This is a genomic window from Acinetobacter sp. ANC 4173, assembly GCF_004331255.1.
Lineage (GTDB): Bacteria > Pseudomonadota > Gammaproteobacteria > Pseudomonadales > Moraxellaceae > Acinetobacter.
Genome location: NZ_SJOF01000008.1, coordinates 58,329 through 72,962, shown reverse-complemented (window position 1 = coordinate 72,962; position 14,634 = coordinate 58,329). Strand labels below are relative to the sequence as shown.

The following is a 14,634-nucleotide window of genomic DNA, read 5'->3' as shown; positions in this document are numbered from 1 at the left end:
TATGAAAATTAAACCTGCTTTAGTCCTTGTTACAACCTGCTGTTTGAGCATTCTAGGTCATGCAGATACAGTAAAAATTTATGCTGCGGCAAGTTTAACCAATGCTTTAACTGATATTTCAAAACAATATCGGGCAAAATACCCACAGAGCGAAATTGTGCCTGTATTTGGCGCATCTTCCGCCTTAGCAAAACAAATTGAGGCTGGTGCCAGCAGTGATATCTATTTCTCTGCGGATCTAGATTGGATGAATTATCTGGTACAAAAACAGAAAATTAGCAATAAACAAGTCCATCCTTTTTTATTGAATCAATTGGTTGCAATTAGTCCGCGTCAATTAAATATTCCATTTCAAGCCAAACCACAGTTTAACTTTGCAGGGGCATTTCAGGGATACCTGTGTACAGGGCAAATGGAATCTGTTCCAGCGGGGAAATACACCAAGCAAAGTTTAATTAAACTAAATTGGTTGAATGCGTTGAAAGGTAGAATTGTGGGAACCGATGATGTACGCGCTGCTTTGGCATTTGTTGAACGCGGGGAATGCACTGTTGGAATTGTCTATAAAACCGATGCGCTCATTAGCCAGAAAGTTAAAATAATTGGGACTTTCCCAGCCAACTCACACCATCCGATTATTTATCCAATTGCACTGACCCAGCAAGGCACAGCAAATCAAGACGCCATACAATTTGAAAAATATGTGCGTACTAATAGCCAAGCCAAGCAAATTTTTCAACGCTATGGTTTTGTTTTAAAACAATAGGACTGAATCCATGTTAAGCCCAGAGGAACTCAGTGCATTATATTTATCAGCCAAAGTTGCATTGTTCGCGACATTGCTGAGTTTACCCTTTGCAATTGCATTGGCTTGGGTTTTAGCACGTTATGAGTTTCGGCTTAAATTTTTGTTAGAAGCCATCTTACAAATGCCGATGGTCTTACCGCCTGTAGTTTTGGGCTATTTACTCTTGGTTTTATTTGGGCAACAAGGCTGGATTGGGCGCTACTTAAATGAACTTGGTATTCAGGTGGTTTTTAATTGGAAAGGCGCTGTACTCGCCTCGATGATTGTGGCTTTTCCATTGATGGTACAACCCATTCGTCTGTCTTTTCAATTGATTAATCAACAACTTGAACAAGTGGCAGCAACTCTAGGAGCAAGCCCAATACGGGTGTTTTGTACTATTAGTTTACCTTTGGCAATTCCAGGCATCATTATTGGTAGCATCTTGTGTTTTAGCCGTAGTCTGGGTGAGTTTGGGGCAACCATTACTTTTGTTGGCAATATTCCAGATGAAACACGGACTATCCCGATTGCAATTTATTCATTTCTACAACAACCCAATGGTGAAGAAATGGCAATGCGCTTAGTTGCACTTTCTATGCTACTGGCATTTACTGCATTAATTGCCAATTATTTGATTTTGCAGAAATATCAAAAGCGATTAGGAGTTTGAGCCATGTTGAACTGTAAATTCGATTATCAAAGAGCCGATTTTAATTTAAATATTCAACTTGAAATGCAGCACCCAATTTTAGGCATTGTCGGTTCATCTGGGAGTGGTAAAACCACCTTACTCAAAAACATAGCAGGATTATTGAATCCGAAATCGGGTGATATTCAATTGGGTTCTCAAACTTTATTTGCTTCATCTCGGAAGATCAACTTAGCTCCCCACCAACGACAAGTTGCTTTAGTCTTTCAACAAGCATTGTTATTCCCACATTTAAATGTTCAACAAAACCTAAAATATGCAGAAAAACTTCAAGATTCTAAAGATGTTAAATTTCATTCTGCACAAATTGTAGAATTATTAGAATTAGAACATCTGATTCAACGCAAAGCCCATCAACTTTCAGGGGGCGAAGCACAGCGCGTTTGTATTGGACGTGCATTACTGTCGTCACCCAACTTATTACTTTTAGATGAACCGCTTACAGGTCTAGATCGTCAACTCAAGCAACAAATATTGCCTTTTTTAAAACGCATTAAAGATGAACTGGATTTACCCATGATTTATGTCACGCACCATATTGATGAATTAAAAAGTTTAGATGCAGAGATTCTTACCATGCATGAGGGAAGATTATTGGCTTAGAGTCTTAAGAAAATACATACAATCACAGAAAAAGATAGAATTTGATATTGGCGTAAATCTGAAAAAAAGCGATGATATATGCCTATTGAAATAAGATTAGGATTTCTATTTTAGTGTTCGAACTTGACTGTAAACTTCTTAGCATTTTTTTCTATGTGTATAAATTTAAAAGTGTTTCGGTTGCCGCAGAACAACTCTGCATGAGCCAACCTGCGGTCAGTAATAGCTTAAATAAAATCCGTCAACATTATAACGACCCGTTATTTTTACGTATTGGCAATGAAATGATGCCAACGGAACTTTCCAAGCAGCTCTTTCCTTTGGTCAGTGAAGCGTTAAACCGAATTGAATTAATTAATAATTTTACTATCGATTTTGATGAAATGAATTCTCATCAGCAATTTAACATTGCCATGACGGATGTATCGCATTTGGTGTTATTGCCTAAGATGTCACAATACCTGAAACAGCACGCACCCCATGTCAGATTAAATGTGCGTCCAATTACCTCCGAAACCAGTTATCAAATGGCGAATGGTGAAATTGATCTAGCGATTGGTTTCTTGCCACATATGGAAAATGGCTTTTATCAGCAATTGTTATTTGAACAATACTATGTGGTGATTGCCGCGAAAAACCATCCTCGTTTAACGCCAAATCATTTGACTATTGAACAGTATTTGGCAGAGTCACATATTGATATTGATGCTGGCATTGGTCATTATCATATTGAAAATGAGCTGTTAAATTTAGATTTAAAACGCAATATTATCATGCGTTTACCAAGCTACTTAGGTGTGGGTTTGGTGGTACAAGAGTCCGATGCGATTGCCACAGTGCCTTATTACCTAAGTGAAGTATTATTATCACGTGGTAATTTACAAATTTTTAATGCGCCTATTTCATTTCCAACTTATAGCGTAAAACAATTTTGGCATATGTCATGTCATCATAAGACCAGCCATCAATGGCTGAGACAAATGTGCCATGAAATTTTAGCGCGATAGAAATTTCTCAACATATAAAAAAGAGGTCTAATTCGACCTCTTTTTTATTGATGAATTTTACAATCTTGATTACTGTTGTGTGTCGCATTCATTAATAATTTGCCCTGTATGCTTAGGCGTGATTAATGGTGCAGTCGGGCGTGGCCCTGTGTACTGTAAGCCAATACCAGCATAAACATCATCTGCTGCGACTTCTGTTTCAAAGCGTTCTTTGTCGCGTTCACGAATTTCACGGCTAATTTCTTCCACCTCGTTTAGGTCAACGCCAAGCTCTTCTAAAATCGCACCACCAAATACCATTGCTGACTCAAAGGTTTCTCGGATCATGTAATCCACATTTTGTTTGGCCAAATGTAAAGCATGTTCACGGTCATAGGAACGTACCAATAGTTTGGTTAAAGGAAATTCATGCTGCACCAACTCTACAATTTTATTGGTGGTGTCTTTATGGTCTACGCAGACCACAATCGCTTCAGCGGTATCCGCTCCTGAGGCATGTAAAATATCTAAACGGGAACCATCTCCATAGTAAATGGTAAAACCGAAACGTTCCGCGTTTTGAATCATGTCAATGTCATTATCAATAATTGTGACATCAACACCACGCGCGAGTAGTAATTGACTGGTGACTTGCCCAAAACGACCAAAACCAATCATCAGCACTTTACCTGAAAGACCATCTGCAATGCGGATATTGTCTAATGAAACTTGTGCTGTTTTTTGGGTAAATCGTTTAAATAAAATACCGATAATTGGTGTAAGAATCATCGACAACACCACAATTGCAGTAAGGTTCGAGCGTTCGACAGCGCTGATTACTTGAGCGCTCATTGCTGCCGTGAACAGCACAAAAGCAAATTCCCCACCTTGCGCCATCAGTAATGCACGATCAAGGGCTTCGATATGCGGGCTTTTGGTTAAACGAGCGGTAAGATAGATCATCACTGCTTTAACAAACATTAATGCAATGACGGCACTGAGAATGAGTGGCCAATTACTTTGCACCACGTTTAAGTCTAAGGACATGCCAACGCCAAGGAAAAACAAACCAAGTAAAATCCCACGAAATGGCTCAATATCAGCTTCAATTTGATGACGGAAGGTCGATTCGGAGAGTAATACGCCCGCTAGAAAAGCCCCCATTGCCATAGATAGACCACTGACTTGCATGAGTAAAGCTGCGCCTAATACAACCAATAATGCTGCTGCGGTCATCACTTCACGCGCTTTAGCGGCAGCCAATAAACGGAAGAGGGGATTCAGTAACCAATAGCCAGCAGCAATTAAACCTGCAATCGAAATTAACCCAATACCAATGTTTTGCAACCGTACCGAGGTACTTTCAACAACATGATTCGGCGCAATAAACGCCACAATTGCAAGTAAAGGAACAATCAGTAAATCTTCAAATAAAAGAATAGAGACAATTTTTTGCCCCCGAGGTTGTGCAATATCGCCTCGATCGCCCAAAAGTTGCATCACAATTGCGGTAGATGTGAGGACAAAACCCGCAGCACACACAAAACTCACTTGCCAAGAATAACCATAAACTAAACCAACGCCTGTCAGCCCAAGTGAACATGCGATAATTTGCAAAGTTCCGAGTCCAAAAATCTCTTTTCTTAGACTCCATAAATGTGAAGGACGCATTTCTAGCCCAATCACGAATAGATACATTACAATTCCAAGTTCAGCGATATGTAAAATTGATGCTGAATCATAGAAAAAAGCCAGACCAAATGGCCCAATAATTAATCCTGCAATTAAATAGCCTAATACAGAACTCAACCCCAATCGTTTGATCACGGGTACAGCAATGACTGCGGCTGTAAGCAAGATCACAGGGGAGATGAGACTAAGAGAATCTGCTTCTGCACTCATATATTTCTCATATTTATTGAATTATTTTGAAAAATATTAACTGATTATGTTGTCATAGGACATCATAATTTGAGTGTGAAGAAGGTTGATATACAAGAAGATAGGCGCGTATAAATTTTGCGACTATTCCTTAATGAGCTGATTTTAAGTAAAAAAATCATATGACATCAGAAACATATCTAAATTTTTTTATTTCTGATGCCAACGGTTTATAAGATAGCGTTATTTTGTACTTTGTAATTAAGGCATAAATGCAGAGTCGGCATTCACCACAAAAATTACACAGATACAAAAAAATGCGCAGTATAAGAAAAACCAAACAATCATTCGCTTAAAGGCTTTATCCGAAATAGAACTGTCCGCATATTTTTCTGGCTTTCTTGAACCTTGATCATCATTCATCTCAAAACTCACTCTATTATGATTTGTAGTGATTATGGCTAAGTTTTGCAAACTGAAGTAGGTACACTTTTTGAATAACAAACTATAACAGAGAAAAGTGATTTTAAGCTTCTGCTATGTTTTTCCTCATACAGGTCCTCTATATTTTAAATCCATTTGCTCACTTGAGCCTTATAAAATGACGTATCTATCCTTTATTGAATAAAGCTTTCGGGTCTGGAATAAAGCTGCTATTTTCCCTTAAACTCAGGTTTTCTTTTTTCTAGCATTGCCATTACACCTTCATGTGCATCTTCAGATTGGAACAAAGCGGGTAAGTAAGATGCTAAATTTTGTAAGGCATATGCTGTGCCTTTTTGTTGTGCTTCTTGCGCAGAACAGATTAAAGCTTGAACTGCCAAAGGTGCTGCAGTAGAAATTTCTTGAGCAACTTGAATTGCTCGAGCAAACTGTTGACCACAAGCGACTTTCTCAGAAATAAGATTCAAATCTAAAGCAGTCGTGGCTGTAAAACTTTTCCCAGTCAATAAATATGGCATCGCTTTTTGCCAACCTGCTGCTTGGACAAAGCGTACTGTTGCGCCACCAAATGGCATAATGCCACGCAATACTTCCATTTGTGCAAACGTACAATCTTCACTGGCAATCACAACATCGGCATTTAACATCAATTCAATTCCCGCAGTAAAACAGGTGCCTTGTACAGCCACCACCACAGGCTTGGTTCGGGGCTTTCCACTTACTCCCCAAGGATCAATCTGATCAGTAGCAAAATTAAAAATTCCCTGAGCCAATTTATCTTGCAATTCAAGTAAATCCAACCCTGCTGTAAAATGATCACCATGTGCAAAAATAACGGCACATCTTAAAGATGGATCTGCTTCATATTCGGTAAGTGCCTGAGATAAAGCCAAGATCATATGACTATCAAAAGCATTTCGTTTACTGGCACGATCTAAACCAATGAATAAAAGATGATCTTGGACTTCACGACTCACTGTTCCATTTATTTTATTCATCGTTATATACCTAAGTTATTTTGTTTAGTGATGTTCTTTTATTATGGAATGACTTTGATGAAGATAAAGTGAAAAACTGTATGCAAATGATATTAAGCCAACTCCACTGTAAAAATTGTAGCAGAATATAAAAATTAATTTTAAATCAGCGTAATACAAAATTAATTGGATAAATTTTTCTTCTGGGAATGTACAACCGCTTTTAAACCTGCCAAAGAAAAGGTTTTAAAATGTTGAGCCAATTGCTTGGCTGGTATGTAACGCATATTCTGCAATGGACCTGATGCTGCCATACTGGTCATGATTAGCATTAAGCAGGGTGCAACAACACTAAATATATAAGGTAAAAGTGTTGGATCAGTTTCATCTAATTCAGTTTTTGCTTATTGGATTGATTGGGTAATACAGACGAAAAAAGGAACTTATGACTAAGTTCCTTTTTGAGCTATTACATAAAAATATTATGTAGATTGCTTAGGATGTACCATGTTTTGTACTGAAAGTACGTCTGCTAAAACTTCATCAGAAAGCAAGTTTTCAGCTTTAATGAGCGCAAGAATACTTTGACCAGATTCGTTCGCTTCTTTGGCAATACGAGTTGTCGTTTCATAGCCAAGGTATGGGTTCAATACAGTAATAATACCAATTGAGTTATCTACCAAGTGTTGGCAATGTTCAGCATTCGCAACAACATTTTCAATACATTTTAGTTGGAACATACGCATTGCTTTACCTAACAAATCAATTGATTCGAAAAGTTTAAAGGCAATTAAAGGTTCCATTGCATTTAACTGTAACTGACCCGCTTCAGCAGAAAGGGTAATCGCTAAGTCATTTGCAATAATTTGGTAACACGCCAAGTTCATTGCTTCAGGAATTACTGGGTTCACTTTACCTGGCATGATTGAACTACCTGGTTGGCGTGGTTCTAAGTGAATTTCATTTAGACCTGCACGTGGACCACTCGACAATAAACGTAAGTCATTGGCAATTTTAGCAAGTTTAGTCGCCGTACGTTTTAAGAAACCTGACAATAGAACGAAATCGCCCATGTCTGAAGTTGCTTCAATTAAGTCAGGAGAACTTGAAATATTCTTTTGCGTAATTTGTGACAACGCTTCAATGGCGTGTAAACGGTATTCAACTTCAGTGTTAATACCTGTACCAATTGCTGTACCTGCTAAGTTCACAACACTTAATGCATTCGGCATGATGCTGTAAAGCATATTCAAGTCATTTTGTAAGGTATTAGCAAATGCACCAAACTCTTGACCTAAAGTCATAGGCACAGCATCTTGCAACTGGGTACGACCCATTTTTAAGATATGCGCAAATTCTTCAGATTTTACACGGAAGCTGTTAATTAAGCTTTGGAACGGTGTGTTAAGTTGATCTAAAGAAAATAATAAACCAACTTTAATTGCTGTAGGGTATACGTCATTGGTTGACTGTGACATATTTACATCATTATTTGGGTGTAAATATTTATATTCGCCTTTTGCATGTCCCATGTATTCCAAGCCAATATTTGCAATTACTTCGTTTGCATTCATATTGGTTGAAGTACCAGCACCACCTTGAATCATATCAATTGGGAATTGATCATGATATAAATCATTCATCAACTGCTCGCAAGCATGTTGAATTGCATTGTATTTATTTTCTTCTAATTTATTTAGTTTAAAATTTGAAACTGCACATGCAGATTTAACCATTGCCAAAGCTTTAATGAAGATTGGGAAATGGCTTAATTTATTCGGACTTAAATTGAAATTTTCCAATGCACGTAGCGTTTGTACACCGTAGTAACAATGGAATGGGACTTCTTTAAAACCGAGTAAATCTTTTTCAGTCCGTGATTTAATTTCAATATTCATTAAGAAATGCTCTATAGCGGGAATAATTTTATCTTAGAGCGAGAAGACCTAGCCTGACTAATGTAAAAAAATATTTATTCATGCAATTTTTGCATAACACTGTATAATTATTAACATCGCTTAGATTATGGACAGTGCAAATGTCATTGGAAATTCGTTGGATTGAAGATTTACTTGCTTTAGAACAAGAAAAATCTATCTCAAAAGCGGCCGAACTCAGACATGTGACACAATCTGCCTTTACACGCAGAATTCAAGCTATTGAAGATGCTTTAGGCTTTCAAATTTTAAAACGCTATAGCAAAAATGTTGACTTTACGGATGCCGGTCAAATTTTGCTATCATCAGCAAAAAACATACAAAATCAATTAGATACAACTATTAAGTATCTGGAAAAAAACATTAAAAATAATGAGCTTTCCATCAAGTTTGCAGTATCTCATTCATTAATTACACAATTTTTCCCCAACTTCATTCACAATTTATATACAGATATTAAAGATCTACAACTTGAAATTATTGCAGCTAATATGAAACAGGGCATGCGACTATTGAAAGAAGGTTCATGTGATTTCTTAATTTGCTATTGTGATGAAGAAACGCTAAAACAGTTAGACCATGCAATTTTTGCATTTCATAAAATTGTGAAAATGGAAATTCTTCCTGTGGCTTCTGCACGTGATAAATACGAAAAATACAGTTTAGATCAACATTTTCCTTTGCTGTCTTATAGTAAGCAAGCTTATTTAAGAAAATGTGTTGACCGTGAAATTGAAGATAAATTGGATTATCGAATTTTATATGAAACAGACAATGCTGGAGATCTAAAAGCTTTGGTTTTACAAGGACTAGGCATTGCTTGGTTACCTAAACTTTTAGTAGAAGAAGAAATTGCTGAAAATAAATTGCGCGTCTTAGATAATTATCACTTCTTCCAAGATATTTATATTATTCGCAGTAAAGTTATATATTCTCAACGCATGGACTATATTTGGAATACTCTCATTAATTAATAATCTTTAGGCATTGTATAAATAATTTTTTATCTATTAAATTTTCATTTATACAATGTCTACTTTTAATATTTTGAGCATAAATAACACACATTAATCTTTATTTTTTGTCAATTTTCACATTTCTAAATTTCCCTATTGATTGCTTTGCCGTACAACTTTTTGAATGTTTTTTATCAATCTGGTCTTAACAATGTTGGTTCTTGTTCCAATTTTTGAGCAAGAAATTCAATCAATACTTTTAGTTTTGGTGGCAAATGTTTTGTCACTGGGTATAACAGCCATGCTCCACCACTATAATAGGTTTTAAAATACCAGTCTGGCAAAACTTGAATTAACTGCTTATTTTTCATTACCTTATTTGCTACAAAGAACGGTAAACTGGCAACTCCAAGGTGCTGTAAAGCAGCATCAAGACGGACTCCAGTATGATTCGCCGCGTAGCGACCTTTAACATGGACTGAAAGACTTTTGTTTCCTTGCTGAAATTTCCATTTTGAATCAATTGCTTGCTCACCCAAATAGATACACTGATGTTCTTTCAAATCATGTGGATGCTGAGGTGTGCCGAACCTTGATAAATATTCAGGGGTTGCACAAATTACATGGTCTATTTCTAAAAGTTTCCGCCCCATTAAACCATCATGTGGCTTTTCCGTAATACGAATAGCAAGGTCTACTTGATCTTCAATTAAATCAATGTAGCGATCTTCTAACAGTAGTTGAATATCAATTTTAGGATAAAGTCTTAAAAATTCAGGCAAATAGGGATGAATAAGATAATGTCCAACTGCTTTAGGCACACTCATTCGAATTTGGCCTTGAGGCTCTGAGTGAAATTTTTCCGAACTTTCCATCACAGCTTGAGCCGCATTGACCATGTCTAGACATCGCTCATATACGGCTTGCCCACTTTCACTTATGCGCAACTTACGGGTTGTTCTTTGTAGTAGTCGAGTCCCTAACGCTTTTTCGAGACGTGAAATAGCTCGACTGATTGCTGAAGGCGTTGTTCCAAACTGACGTGCCGTTTCAGAAAAACTGCCTGTTTCAACCACTTTTACAAATGTCACCATTTCATTCAGTAAGTTTAAATTTTGATTTGTGCTCATGAGGCAAAAGTTATTTGATAATTTTCTAGATTATCACCCCATAGACAAAGTTATACAATTTTTTCATATTTAGATACTGTTGTTATTTCATGGTAAAAAATCTTTATTTATCTGGTGTTACAGAAAGTTATGTGGAAGTTGTGGCTTGCACTTTACTGGAAAATGGTCAATTTGAAATTAAATTAGAGAACACGCCATTTCATCCTCAAGGAGGAGGGCAACCAAGTGATACAGGATATATTGCAGACAGTGAAGTTTTGCATGTGGCATTTATAAATGGAGCCATTGTTCATCGATGTAACCGCGCTGTAGCATTAGGTCAGGCATATGCAAAAGTTGATATTCAATCCCGTCAACTTCATAGTCGGTTACACAGTGCAGGACACTTAATTGGGCATATTATTGAAACTTACGGTTGGCAGCCAATCAAAGCACAACACTGGCCCAACGATGCAAAAGTGCAGTTTTTAGCCACTGAAAAGAGCGAGCTTATAGATTCTGTTTATTTACAAACCCTAATTCAGATGTTTGTAGATGCCAATTTACCAGCAAAACTTACGATTAATGCAGCTGGATTTCGTGAAATTCAGTTTGGTGAATTGAATACCTATCCTTGTGGGGGAACACATGTCCAATCTTTATCTGAAATTGGTCCTGTCGACATTCTTAAAATGGAAATCAAGAAAGGGAAGCTTTCTGTACATTACGCTTTAGCTACAGGTATTTCTAGATGAGTGTGTATTACCATGAATTTCTAACCTTGGCGCTCATACATTTTCTTGCAGTGATTATTCCAGGCCCCGATTTCATTATTAGTGTGCGGCAAAGTACCCAACATGGTTATCGAATCGGTTGTATGACAGCAGTAGGAATTGGTTGTGGCATTTCCGTTCATGTGTTTTATACGCTCATGGGGGTTGGGCTGGTTCTGTCACAAAATCATATTTTCATGAGTCTTTTTCAAATAATGGGTGCCTTATATTTACTCTATTTGGGCTGGAATTGTTTGAAAGGAGGATCGACACCGATTGAAATCAATATGCAGGCTGCTTCTGGACACACCAACATGTCTTATCATCAAGCATTCATGACAGGTTTTTGGACCAATGCACTGAATCCTAAGGCAACTATTTTTTTCTTGGCCATTTTCACCAGTATAGTCAGTACAACGACACCTTTGTTCACACAGATACTGTATGGTGGCTGGATGTGTCTGGTAAATACTTTGTGGTTTGTTGTTGTCAGTTTGATCTTTACACAACCTAAAATCAGATCAGGCTTTCTAAAATATAACTTTATTTTAGAAAAAGTGATGGGACTGTTATTGGGCGCGATCGCAATACGATTAATTTTAGGCGTTGAATTTTAATCATCAATAAAGCACAACTAAATTGTAATCCGCTTAAAACCAACCCCTTAAAAATAAAATCTTTAAAATACAACTAGGTGAGATGTTTTAAAGCACCTAGTTTTTCAATTCAGATGATTTGATAAATGCAAGCGAGAGTCTAAATGAGTCTAATTTTTGACTTTAAATCCGACCAAATACCACGCTATTGTCATGTCCTTAAATGCCGTGCTGCACAATATAAAAACCATTCAAACGTACTAAAACAGTGTGATTGAAAAATATTGATGAATACACGCTCTCATCATGGAGAGCAACAGCTTTTGTGTAGAACATGCGAATGCGCTAGATGAATGAACTAGAAAATTCACCAATCGACGTAGTCAAAATTTAGGCGAATCTTGTCGTTTTTTACCGTCATTATGTTCATTTAGAGTTAAAGGGCAATATTTATGAAATGCCGCAGGCATCAATATCTCGCTGCTTATCATAATGTTTCAGTCGCGGACATCATTGGGTAGAAAGAATACCTGAGCAAGAATTTGCAGTCATTAAAGTTGAATAATATTTCACAGCTTTAAAATAGAGTCGAAATGACAAGTTTTCTAACTAATTCAAACAAAGAAAGAGCTATGTTTAACTCTTTCTTTGTTTCTAAACACTTATTTTTGATTACAATTTACAGCTAAAATTCTCGGCTTGCTCACTGTCGCCCTGACCGTTATAACGCGCAATCAAAGGATATGGACAAAGTGGACGAGTGCGGTTTGCTGACCAATCGCTAGGCAATTCCGTATTCACTTGCCCACTGGCATTGCCTTCACCACGTGCGCCAGCAATCATTCGATCTGGTGCCTGACCATATTCCACCCAATTGACCAAAGCTGTGAGTGCATCAAATTGATCGGTTGCGATACCACCACGAGAGTGATTCATACCCGGAACACGAAAAAAACGGACAAAACTTGGAGCATTGCCAGAGGCATTATTTTGATATTTTTGCAGCAATTTATCGTACCAGTTCTGGGTATCATCCACAGAAAATACCCCGTCGGCCGTACCTTGCACCACAATCATTTTGCCACCACGTTGCTGTAACTGATCCAGATTTAATTCATTGGGCGGAATCATGAAAGACATGGCACTTTCTTGATAGGTTTCATTGGTAGCTGATAATTTTGCATAGTCCACGTCAAAATTAAAATTGAAGGCAAATTGTCGAGAGTTTTGTATCATACTTGGATCTGGTGGAACCTGAAAAATAATCCCAACCGCTACAGGGTCACGTGCCGTACCGACAGACGAGTCAAATTTCCAACTGGCCCAATTACTGCCCATTAGTCCCGGATCAAATGGTTGTGTGGCATATAATGCTTCACCTGTTGCATTGACAGGACCACGATAGATATTGGCAAGCACATCAATTTGATCTGTAGATAAACAACTTCCATCACGCTCAACTGCACACACAGGCACATCGCGATGAATATCGAAAGCAGTACGACACGCTTCTACATCTTGGACTAGGCCATCATTAACACCATCTAAACCATCACATTGAGCTAGAATGGCTTGTGCAAGAACTTTTCGTTCAGATAGCGTGAGGGCTGTACTCAAATCATTTTCATCCGTAGCCACACGGCGCAATTGTTGTGCAGTATAAAGTTGAGCTGCAGCAGCACGTGGTAGATGGAAACCCGGTGTACTGGCAAGAATGCCATCATACTGATCTGCCAAACGGGTTGCTGCCATCATGGCATGGCGTCCACCGTTTGAGGTTCCACCTGCATAAGAACGGTCTGGCAGTTTTCCATAAGCGGCTTGAATCAGATTTTTTGCCATGGGAGTGAGTTTGGTAATCGCACCGTAGCCATAGTCTATTCGAGCTTGTGGGTCTAATCCGAACAATGGATTTTGTGAAGCATTGTGTCCAGCATCAGATGAAATAACAGCAAAGCCATCATGCAGGGCATTGGTCAGTGGGCCACCGCTGCCCACTTGACCCGTAGCTGTGACAATATTGCCATCGGTTCCGCCATTGCCTTGATAAAGAAAGCGACCATTCCAGTCCAGTGGTAAGCGCATTTCAAAACCAATTTGATAGTTTTGCCCATCAACAGGGCTGACTCGCGGGTACATGTAGCCTGTAATGCGACAGTGTGCCGCAATATCTTGACCTGCAACTTTTAAGCTGCCTGCTGCTTCTAAGCTTGCAGAAGTGATACTGGTGTTTGCATATTGAAACCCTTGTAAATCCGCGCATGCACCTTTTAAGTTGGTTCCGACGGCTGGAGAAAGTTTCGGAATTGTGGCTGTGGCTTGTGTCGTACTTGAGCTGTCATTATCGCCACAGGCTGAAAGACCAACACATAAGGTCAATACGCTTAACGGTATGAACCAATTTTTTTGTTTTAACTGCTTTTGCATGATTGAAGTTCCATATCAAACAATGTCGTAGGTTAGGGGTTAAGGACCATAAAATTTGCAGTACTTCTGGCAATCAGTTTCTGGTTTTGCCACGCTTCGCTTTCAATATTGAGAATGACTTTGCCTTGCTTGATAAAGCGACATTTGGTGAGTACTGTACCGACTAAGCAAGGGCGTAAAAAATCCATAGTCAGATTAATGGTGGTTGCTGGGGTTTGATTATTGGCAAGATAAGCAAACAGTCCCATCACATCATCCAACATGGCACAGACCATACCACCTTCTACGCTGCCTCTGGGATTGGTAAAGCTGTCTAGCGCCACGTAACTAATTTCTAGTTCAGTCTGGTCAGCATTCCATTGGATATTGTGACCTCCCAAAAGATGATGAATGGGAGGCAGGTGTTCTAAAGTTTTCAGTGTCATTTCGAAAGATCCTTATTTCAA

15 protein-coding genes are annotated in these 14,634 nt (G+C 38.2%); 7 read left to right on the top strand and 8 right to left on the bottom strand.

Going from position 1 to position 14,634, the window contains the following annotated elements; translation table 11 throughout:
* Position 1 precedes the first annotated feature (1 nt).
* The 4 genes from modA to E0H94_RS10810 all read left to right on the top strand — a co-directional run bounded on the left by modA (position 2) and on the right by E0H94_RS10810 (position 3,109).
* Positions 2 to 766, top strand: coding sequence for a molybdate ABC transporter substrate-binding protein (gene modA / locus E0H94_RS10825; RefSeq protein WP_131326540.1), 765 nt, complete (start codon positions 2 to 4; stop codon positions 764 to 766).
* A gap of 10 nt (positions 767 to 776) precedes the next feature.
* Positions 777 to 1,460, top strand: coding sequence for a molybdate ABC transporter permease subunit (gene modB, locus E0H94_RS10820; RefSeq protein ID WP_131326539.1), 684 nt, complete (start codon positions 777 to 779; stop codon positions 1,458 to 1,460).
* Positions 1,461 to 1,463: 3 nt separating this feature from the next.
* A complete protein-coding gene (locus E0H94_RS10815; RefSeq protein WP_131326538.1) occupies positions 1,464 to 2,102 on the top strand; it encodes an ATP-binding cassette domain-containing protein in 639 nt (212 codons plus the stop codon).
* 113 nt (positions 2,103 to 2,215) lie between these two features.
* Positions 2,216 to 3,109 carry a LysR substrate-binding domain-containing protein gene (locus tag E0H94_RS10810; protein ID WP_131326537.1) on the top strand — a complete coding sequence of 298 codons (894 nt, stop codon included), beginning with the start codon at positions 2,216 to 2,218 and terminating at the stop codon, positions 3,107 to 3,109.
* 69 nt (positions 3,110 to 3,178) lie between these two features.
* On the opposite strand, the gene E0H94_RS10805 is transcribed toward E0H94_RS10810, so the two are convergent.
* The 5 genes from E0H94_RS10805 to E0H94_RS10795 all read right to left on the bottom strand — a co-directional run bounded on the left by E0H94_RS10805 (position 3,179) and on the right by E0H94_RS10795 (position 8,288).
* Positions 3,179 to 4,990, bottom strand: a complete 1,812-nt coding sequence (locus tag E0H94_RS10805) for a monovalent cation:proton antiporter-2 (CPA2) family protein (RefSeq protein ID WP_131326536.1) — start codon at positions 4,988 to 4,990, stop codon at positions 3,179 to 3,181.
* 240 nt (positions 4,991 to 5,230) lie between these two features.
* Positions 5,231 to 5,392 (bottom strand): hypothetical protein, encoded by a 162-nt coding sequence (locus E0H94_RS18490; RefSeq protein WP_165492945.1) that lies wholly within the window; start codon positions 5,390 to 5,392, stop codon positions 5,231 to 5,233.
* Positions 5,393 to 5,622: 230 nt separating this feature from the next.
* A complete protein-coding gene (locus E0H94_RS10800; protein WP_131326535.1) occupies positions 5,623 to 6,411 on the bottom strand; it encodes a crotonase/enoyl-CoA hydratase family protein in 789 nt (262 codons plus the stop codon).
* 161 nt (positions 6,412 to 6,572) lie between these two features.
* The gene (locus E0H94_RS18485) at positions 6,573 to 6,713 is read right to left on the bottom strand and encodes a hypothetical protein (RefSeq protein ID WP_165495602.1); all 141 of its coding nucleotides are present in this window, start codon (positions 6,711 to 6,713) and stop codon (positions 6,573 to 6,575) included.
* 159 nt (positions 6,714 to 6,872) lie between these two features.
* Positions 6,873 to 8,288: an aspartate ammonia-lyase gene (locus E0H94_RS10795; protein WP_131326534.1), complete on the bottom strand. Its 1,416-nt coding sequence runs from the start codon at positions 8,286 to 8,288 to the stop codon at positions 6,873 to 6,875.
* Between the two features lie 140 nt (positions 8,289 to 8,428).
* Here E0H94_RS10795 and E0H94_RS10790 point away from each other — a divergent pair, with 140 nt between their 5' ends.
* The gene (locus E0H94_RS10790; protein WP_131326533.1) at positions 8,429 to 9,301 is read left to right on the top strand and encodes a LysR substrate-binding domain-containing protein; all 873 of its coding nucleotides are present in this window, start codon (positions 8,429 to 8,431) and stop codon (positions 9,299 to 9,301) included.
* Positions 9,302 to 9,477: 176 nt separating this feature from the next.
* On the opposite strand, the gene E0H94_RS10785 is transcribed toward E0H94_RS10790, so the two are convergent.
* Positions 9,478 to 10,413: a LysR family transcriptional regulator gene (locus tag E0H94_RS10785; protein WP_131326532.1), complete on the bottom strand. Its 936-nt coding sequence runs from the start codon at positions 10,411 to 10,413 to the stop codon at positions 9,478 to 9,480.
* An 89-nt stretch (positions 10,414 to 10,502) separates the two neighbouring features.
* On the opposite strand from E0H94_RS10785, the gene E0H94_RS10780 reads away from it, so the two are divergent.
* Positions 10,503 to 11,147 carry an alanyl-tRNA editing protein gene (locus E0H94_RS10780; protein WP_131326531.1) on the top strand — a complete coding sequence of 215 codons (645 nt, stop codon included), beginning with the start codon at positions 10,503 to 10,505 and terminating at the stop codon, positions 11,145 to 11,147.
* The gene (locus E0H94_RS10775; protein ID WP_131326530.1) at positions 11,144 to 11,782 is read left to right on the top strand and encodes a LysE family translocator; all 639 of its coding nucleotides are present in this window, start codon (positions 11,144 to 11,146) and stop codon (positions 11,780 to 11,782) included. The genes E0H94_RS10780 and E0H94_RS10775 overlap by 4 nt, the downstream gene beginning before the upstream one ends.
* A 651-nt stretch (positions 11,783 to 12,433) precedes the next feature.
* On the opposite strand, the gene E0H94_RS10770 is transcribed toward E0H94_RS10775, so the two are convergent.
* Entirely contained in the window at positions 12,434 to 14,188 is a 1,755-nt protein-coding gene (locus E0H94_RS10770; protein WP_131326529.1) for a tannase/feruloyl esterase family alpha/beta hydrolase, read from the bottom strand.
* A gap of 32 nt (positions 14,189 to 14,220) precedes the next feature.
* Complete coding sequence (locus tag E0H94_RS10765) at positions 14,221 to 14,613, bottom strand: PaaI family thioesterase (RefSeq protein WP_131326528.1); 393 nt, start codon at positions 14,611 to 14,613, stop codon at positions 14,221 to 14,223.
* Positions 14,614 to 14,634: the final 21 nt, after the last annotated feature.

What these genes read in the sequence shown, in the direction of transcription:
- E0H94_RS10785 (WP_131326532.1), bottom strand. Translation starts at nt 10,413, where the DNA reads ATGAGCACAAATCAAAATTTAAACTTACTGAATGAAATGGTGACATTT.
- E0H94_RS10815 (WP_131326538.1), top strand. Translation starts at nt 1,464, where the DNA reads ATGTTGAACTGTAAATTCGATTATCAAAGAGCCGATTTTAATTTAAAT.
- E0H94_RS10780 (WP_131326531.1), top strand. Translation starts at nt 10,503, where the DNA reads ATGGTAAAAAATCTTTATTTATCTGGTGTTACAGAAAGTTATGTGGAA.
- modB (WP_131326539.1), top strand. Translation starts at nt 777, where the DNA reads ATGTTAAGCCCAGAGGAACTCAGTGCATTATATTTATCAGCCAAAGTT.
- E0H94_RS10770 (WP_131326529.1), bottom strand. Translation starts at nt 14,188, where the DNA reads ATGCAAAAGCAGTTAAAACAAAAAAATTGGTTCATACCGTTAAGCGTA.
- E0H94_RS10795 (WP_131326534.1), bottom strand. Translation starts at nt 8,288, where the DNA reads ATGAATATTGAAATTAAATCACGGACTGAAAAAGATTTACTCGGTTTT.
- E0H94_RS18485 (WP_165495602.1), bottom strand. Translation starts at nt 6,713, where the DNA reads ATGACCAGTATGGCAGCATCAGGTCCATTGCAGAATATGCGTTACATA.
- E0H94_RS10790 (WP_131326533.1), top strand. Translation starts at nt 8,429, where the DNA reads ATGTCATTGGAAATTCGTTGGATTGAAGATTTACTTGCTTTAGAACAA.
- E0H94_RS10765 (WP_131326528.1), bottom strand. Translation starts at nt 14,613, where the DNA reads ATGACACTGAAAACTTTAGAACACCTGCCTCCCATTCATCATCTTTTG.
- E0H94_RS10775 (WP_131326530.1), top strand. Translation starts at nt 11,144, where the DNA reads ATGAGTGTGTATTACCATGAATTTCTAACCTTGGCGCTCATACATTTT.
- modA (WP_131326540.1), top strand. Translation starts at nt 2, where the DNA reads ATGAAAATTAAACCTGCTTTAGTCCTTGTTACAACCTGCTGTTTGAGC.
- E0H94_RS10805 (WP_131326536.1), bottom strand. Translation starts at nt 4,990, where the DNA reads ATGAGTGCAGAAGCAGATTCTCTTAGTCTCATCTCCCCTGTGATCTTG.
- E0H94_RS10800 (WP_131326535.1), bottom strand. Translation starts at nt 6,411, where the DNA reads ATGAATAAAATAAATGGAACAGTGAGTCGTGAAGTCCAAGATCATCTT.
- E0H94_RS18490 (WP_165492945.1), bottom strand. Translation starts at nt 5,392, where the DNA reads ATGAATGATGATCAAGGTTCAAGAAAGCCAGAAAAATATGCGGACAGT.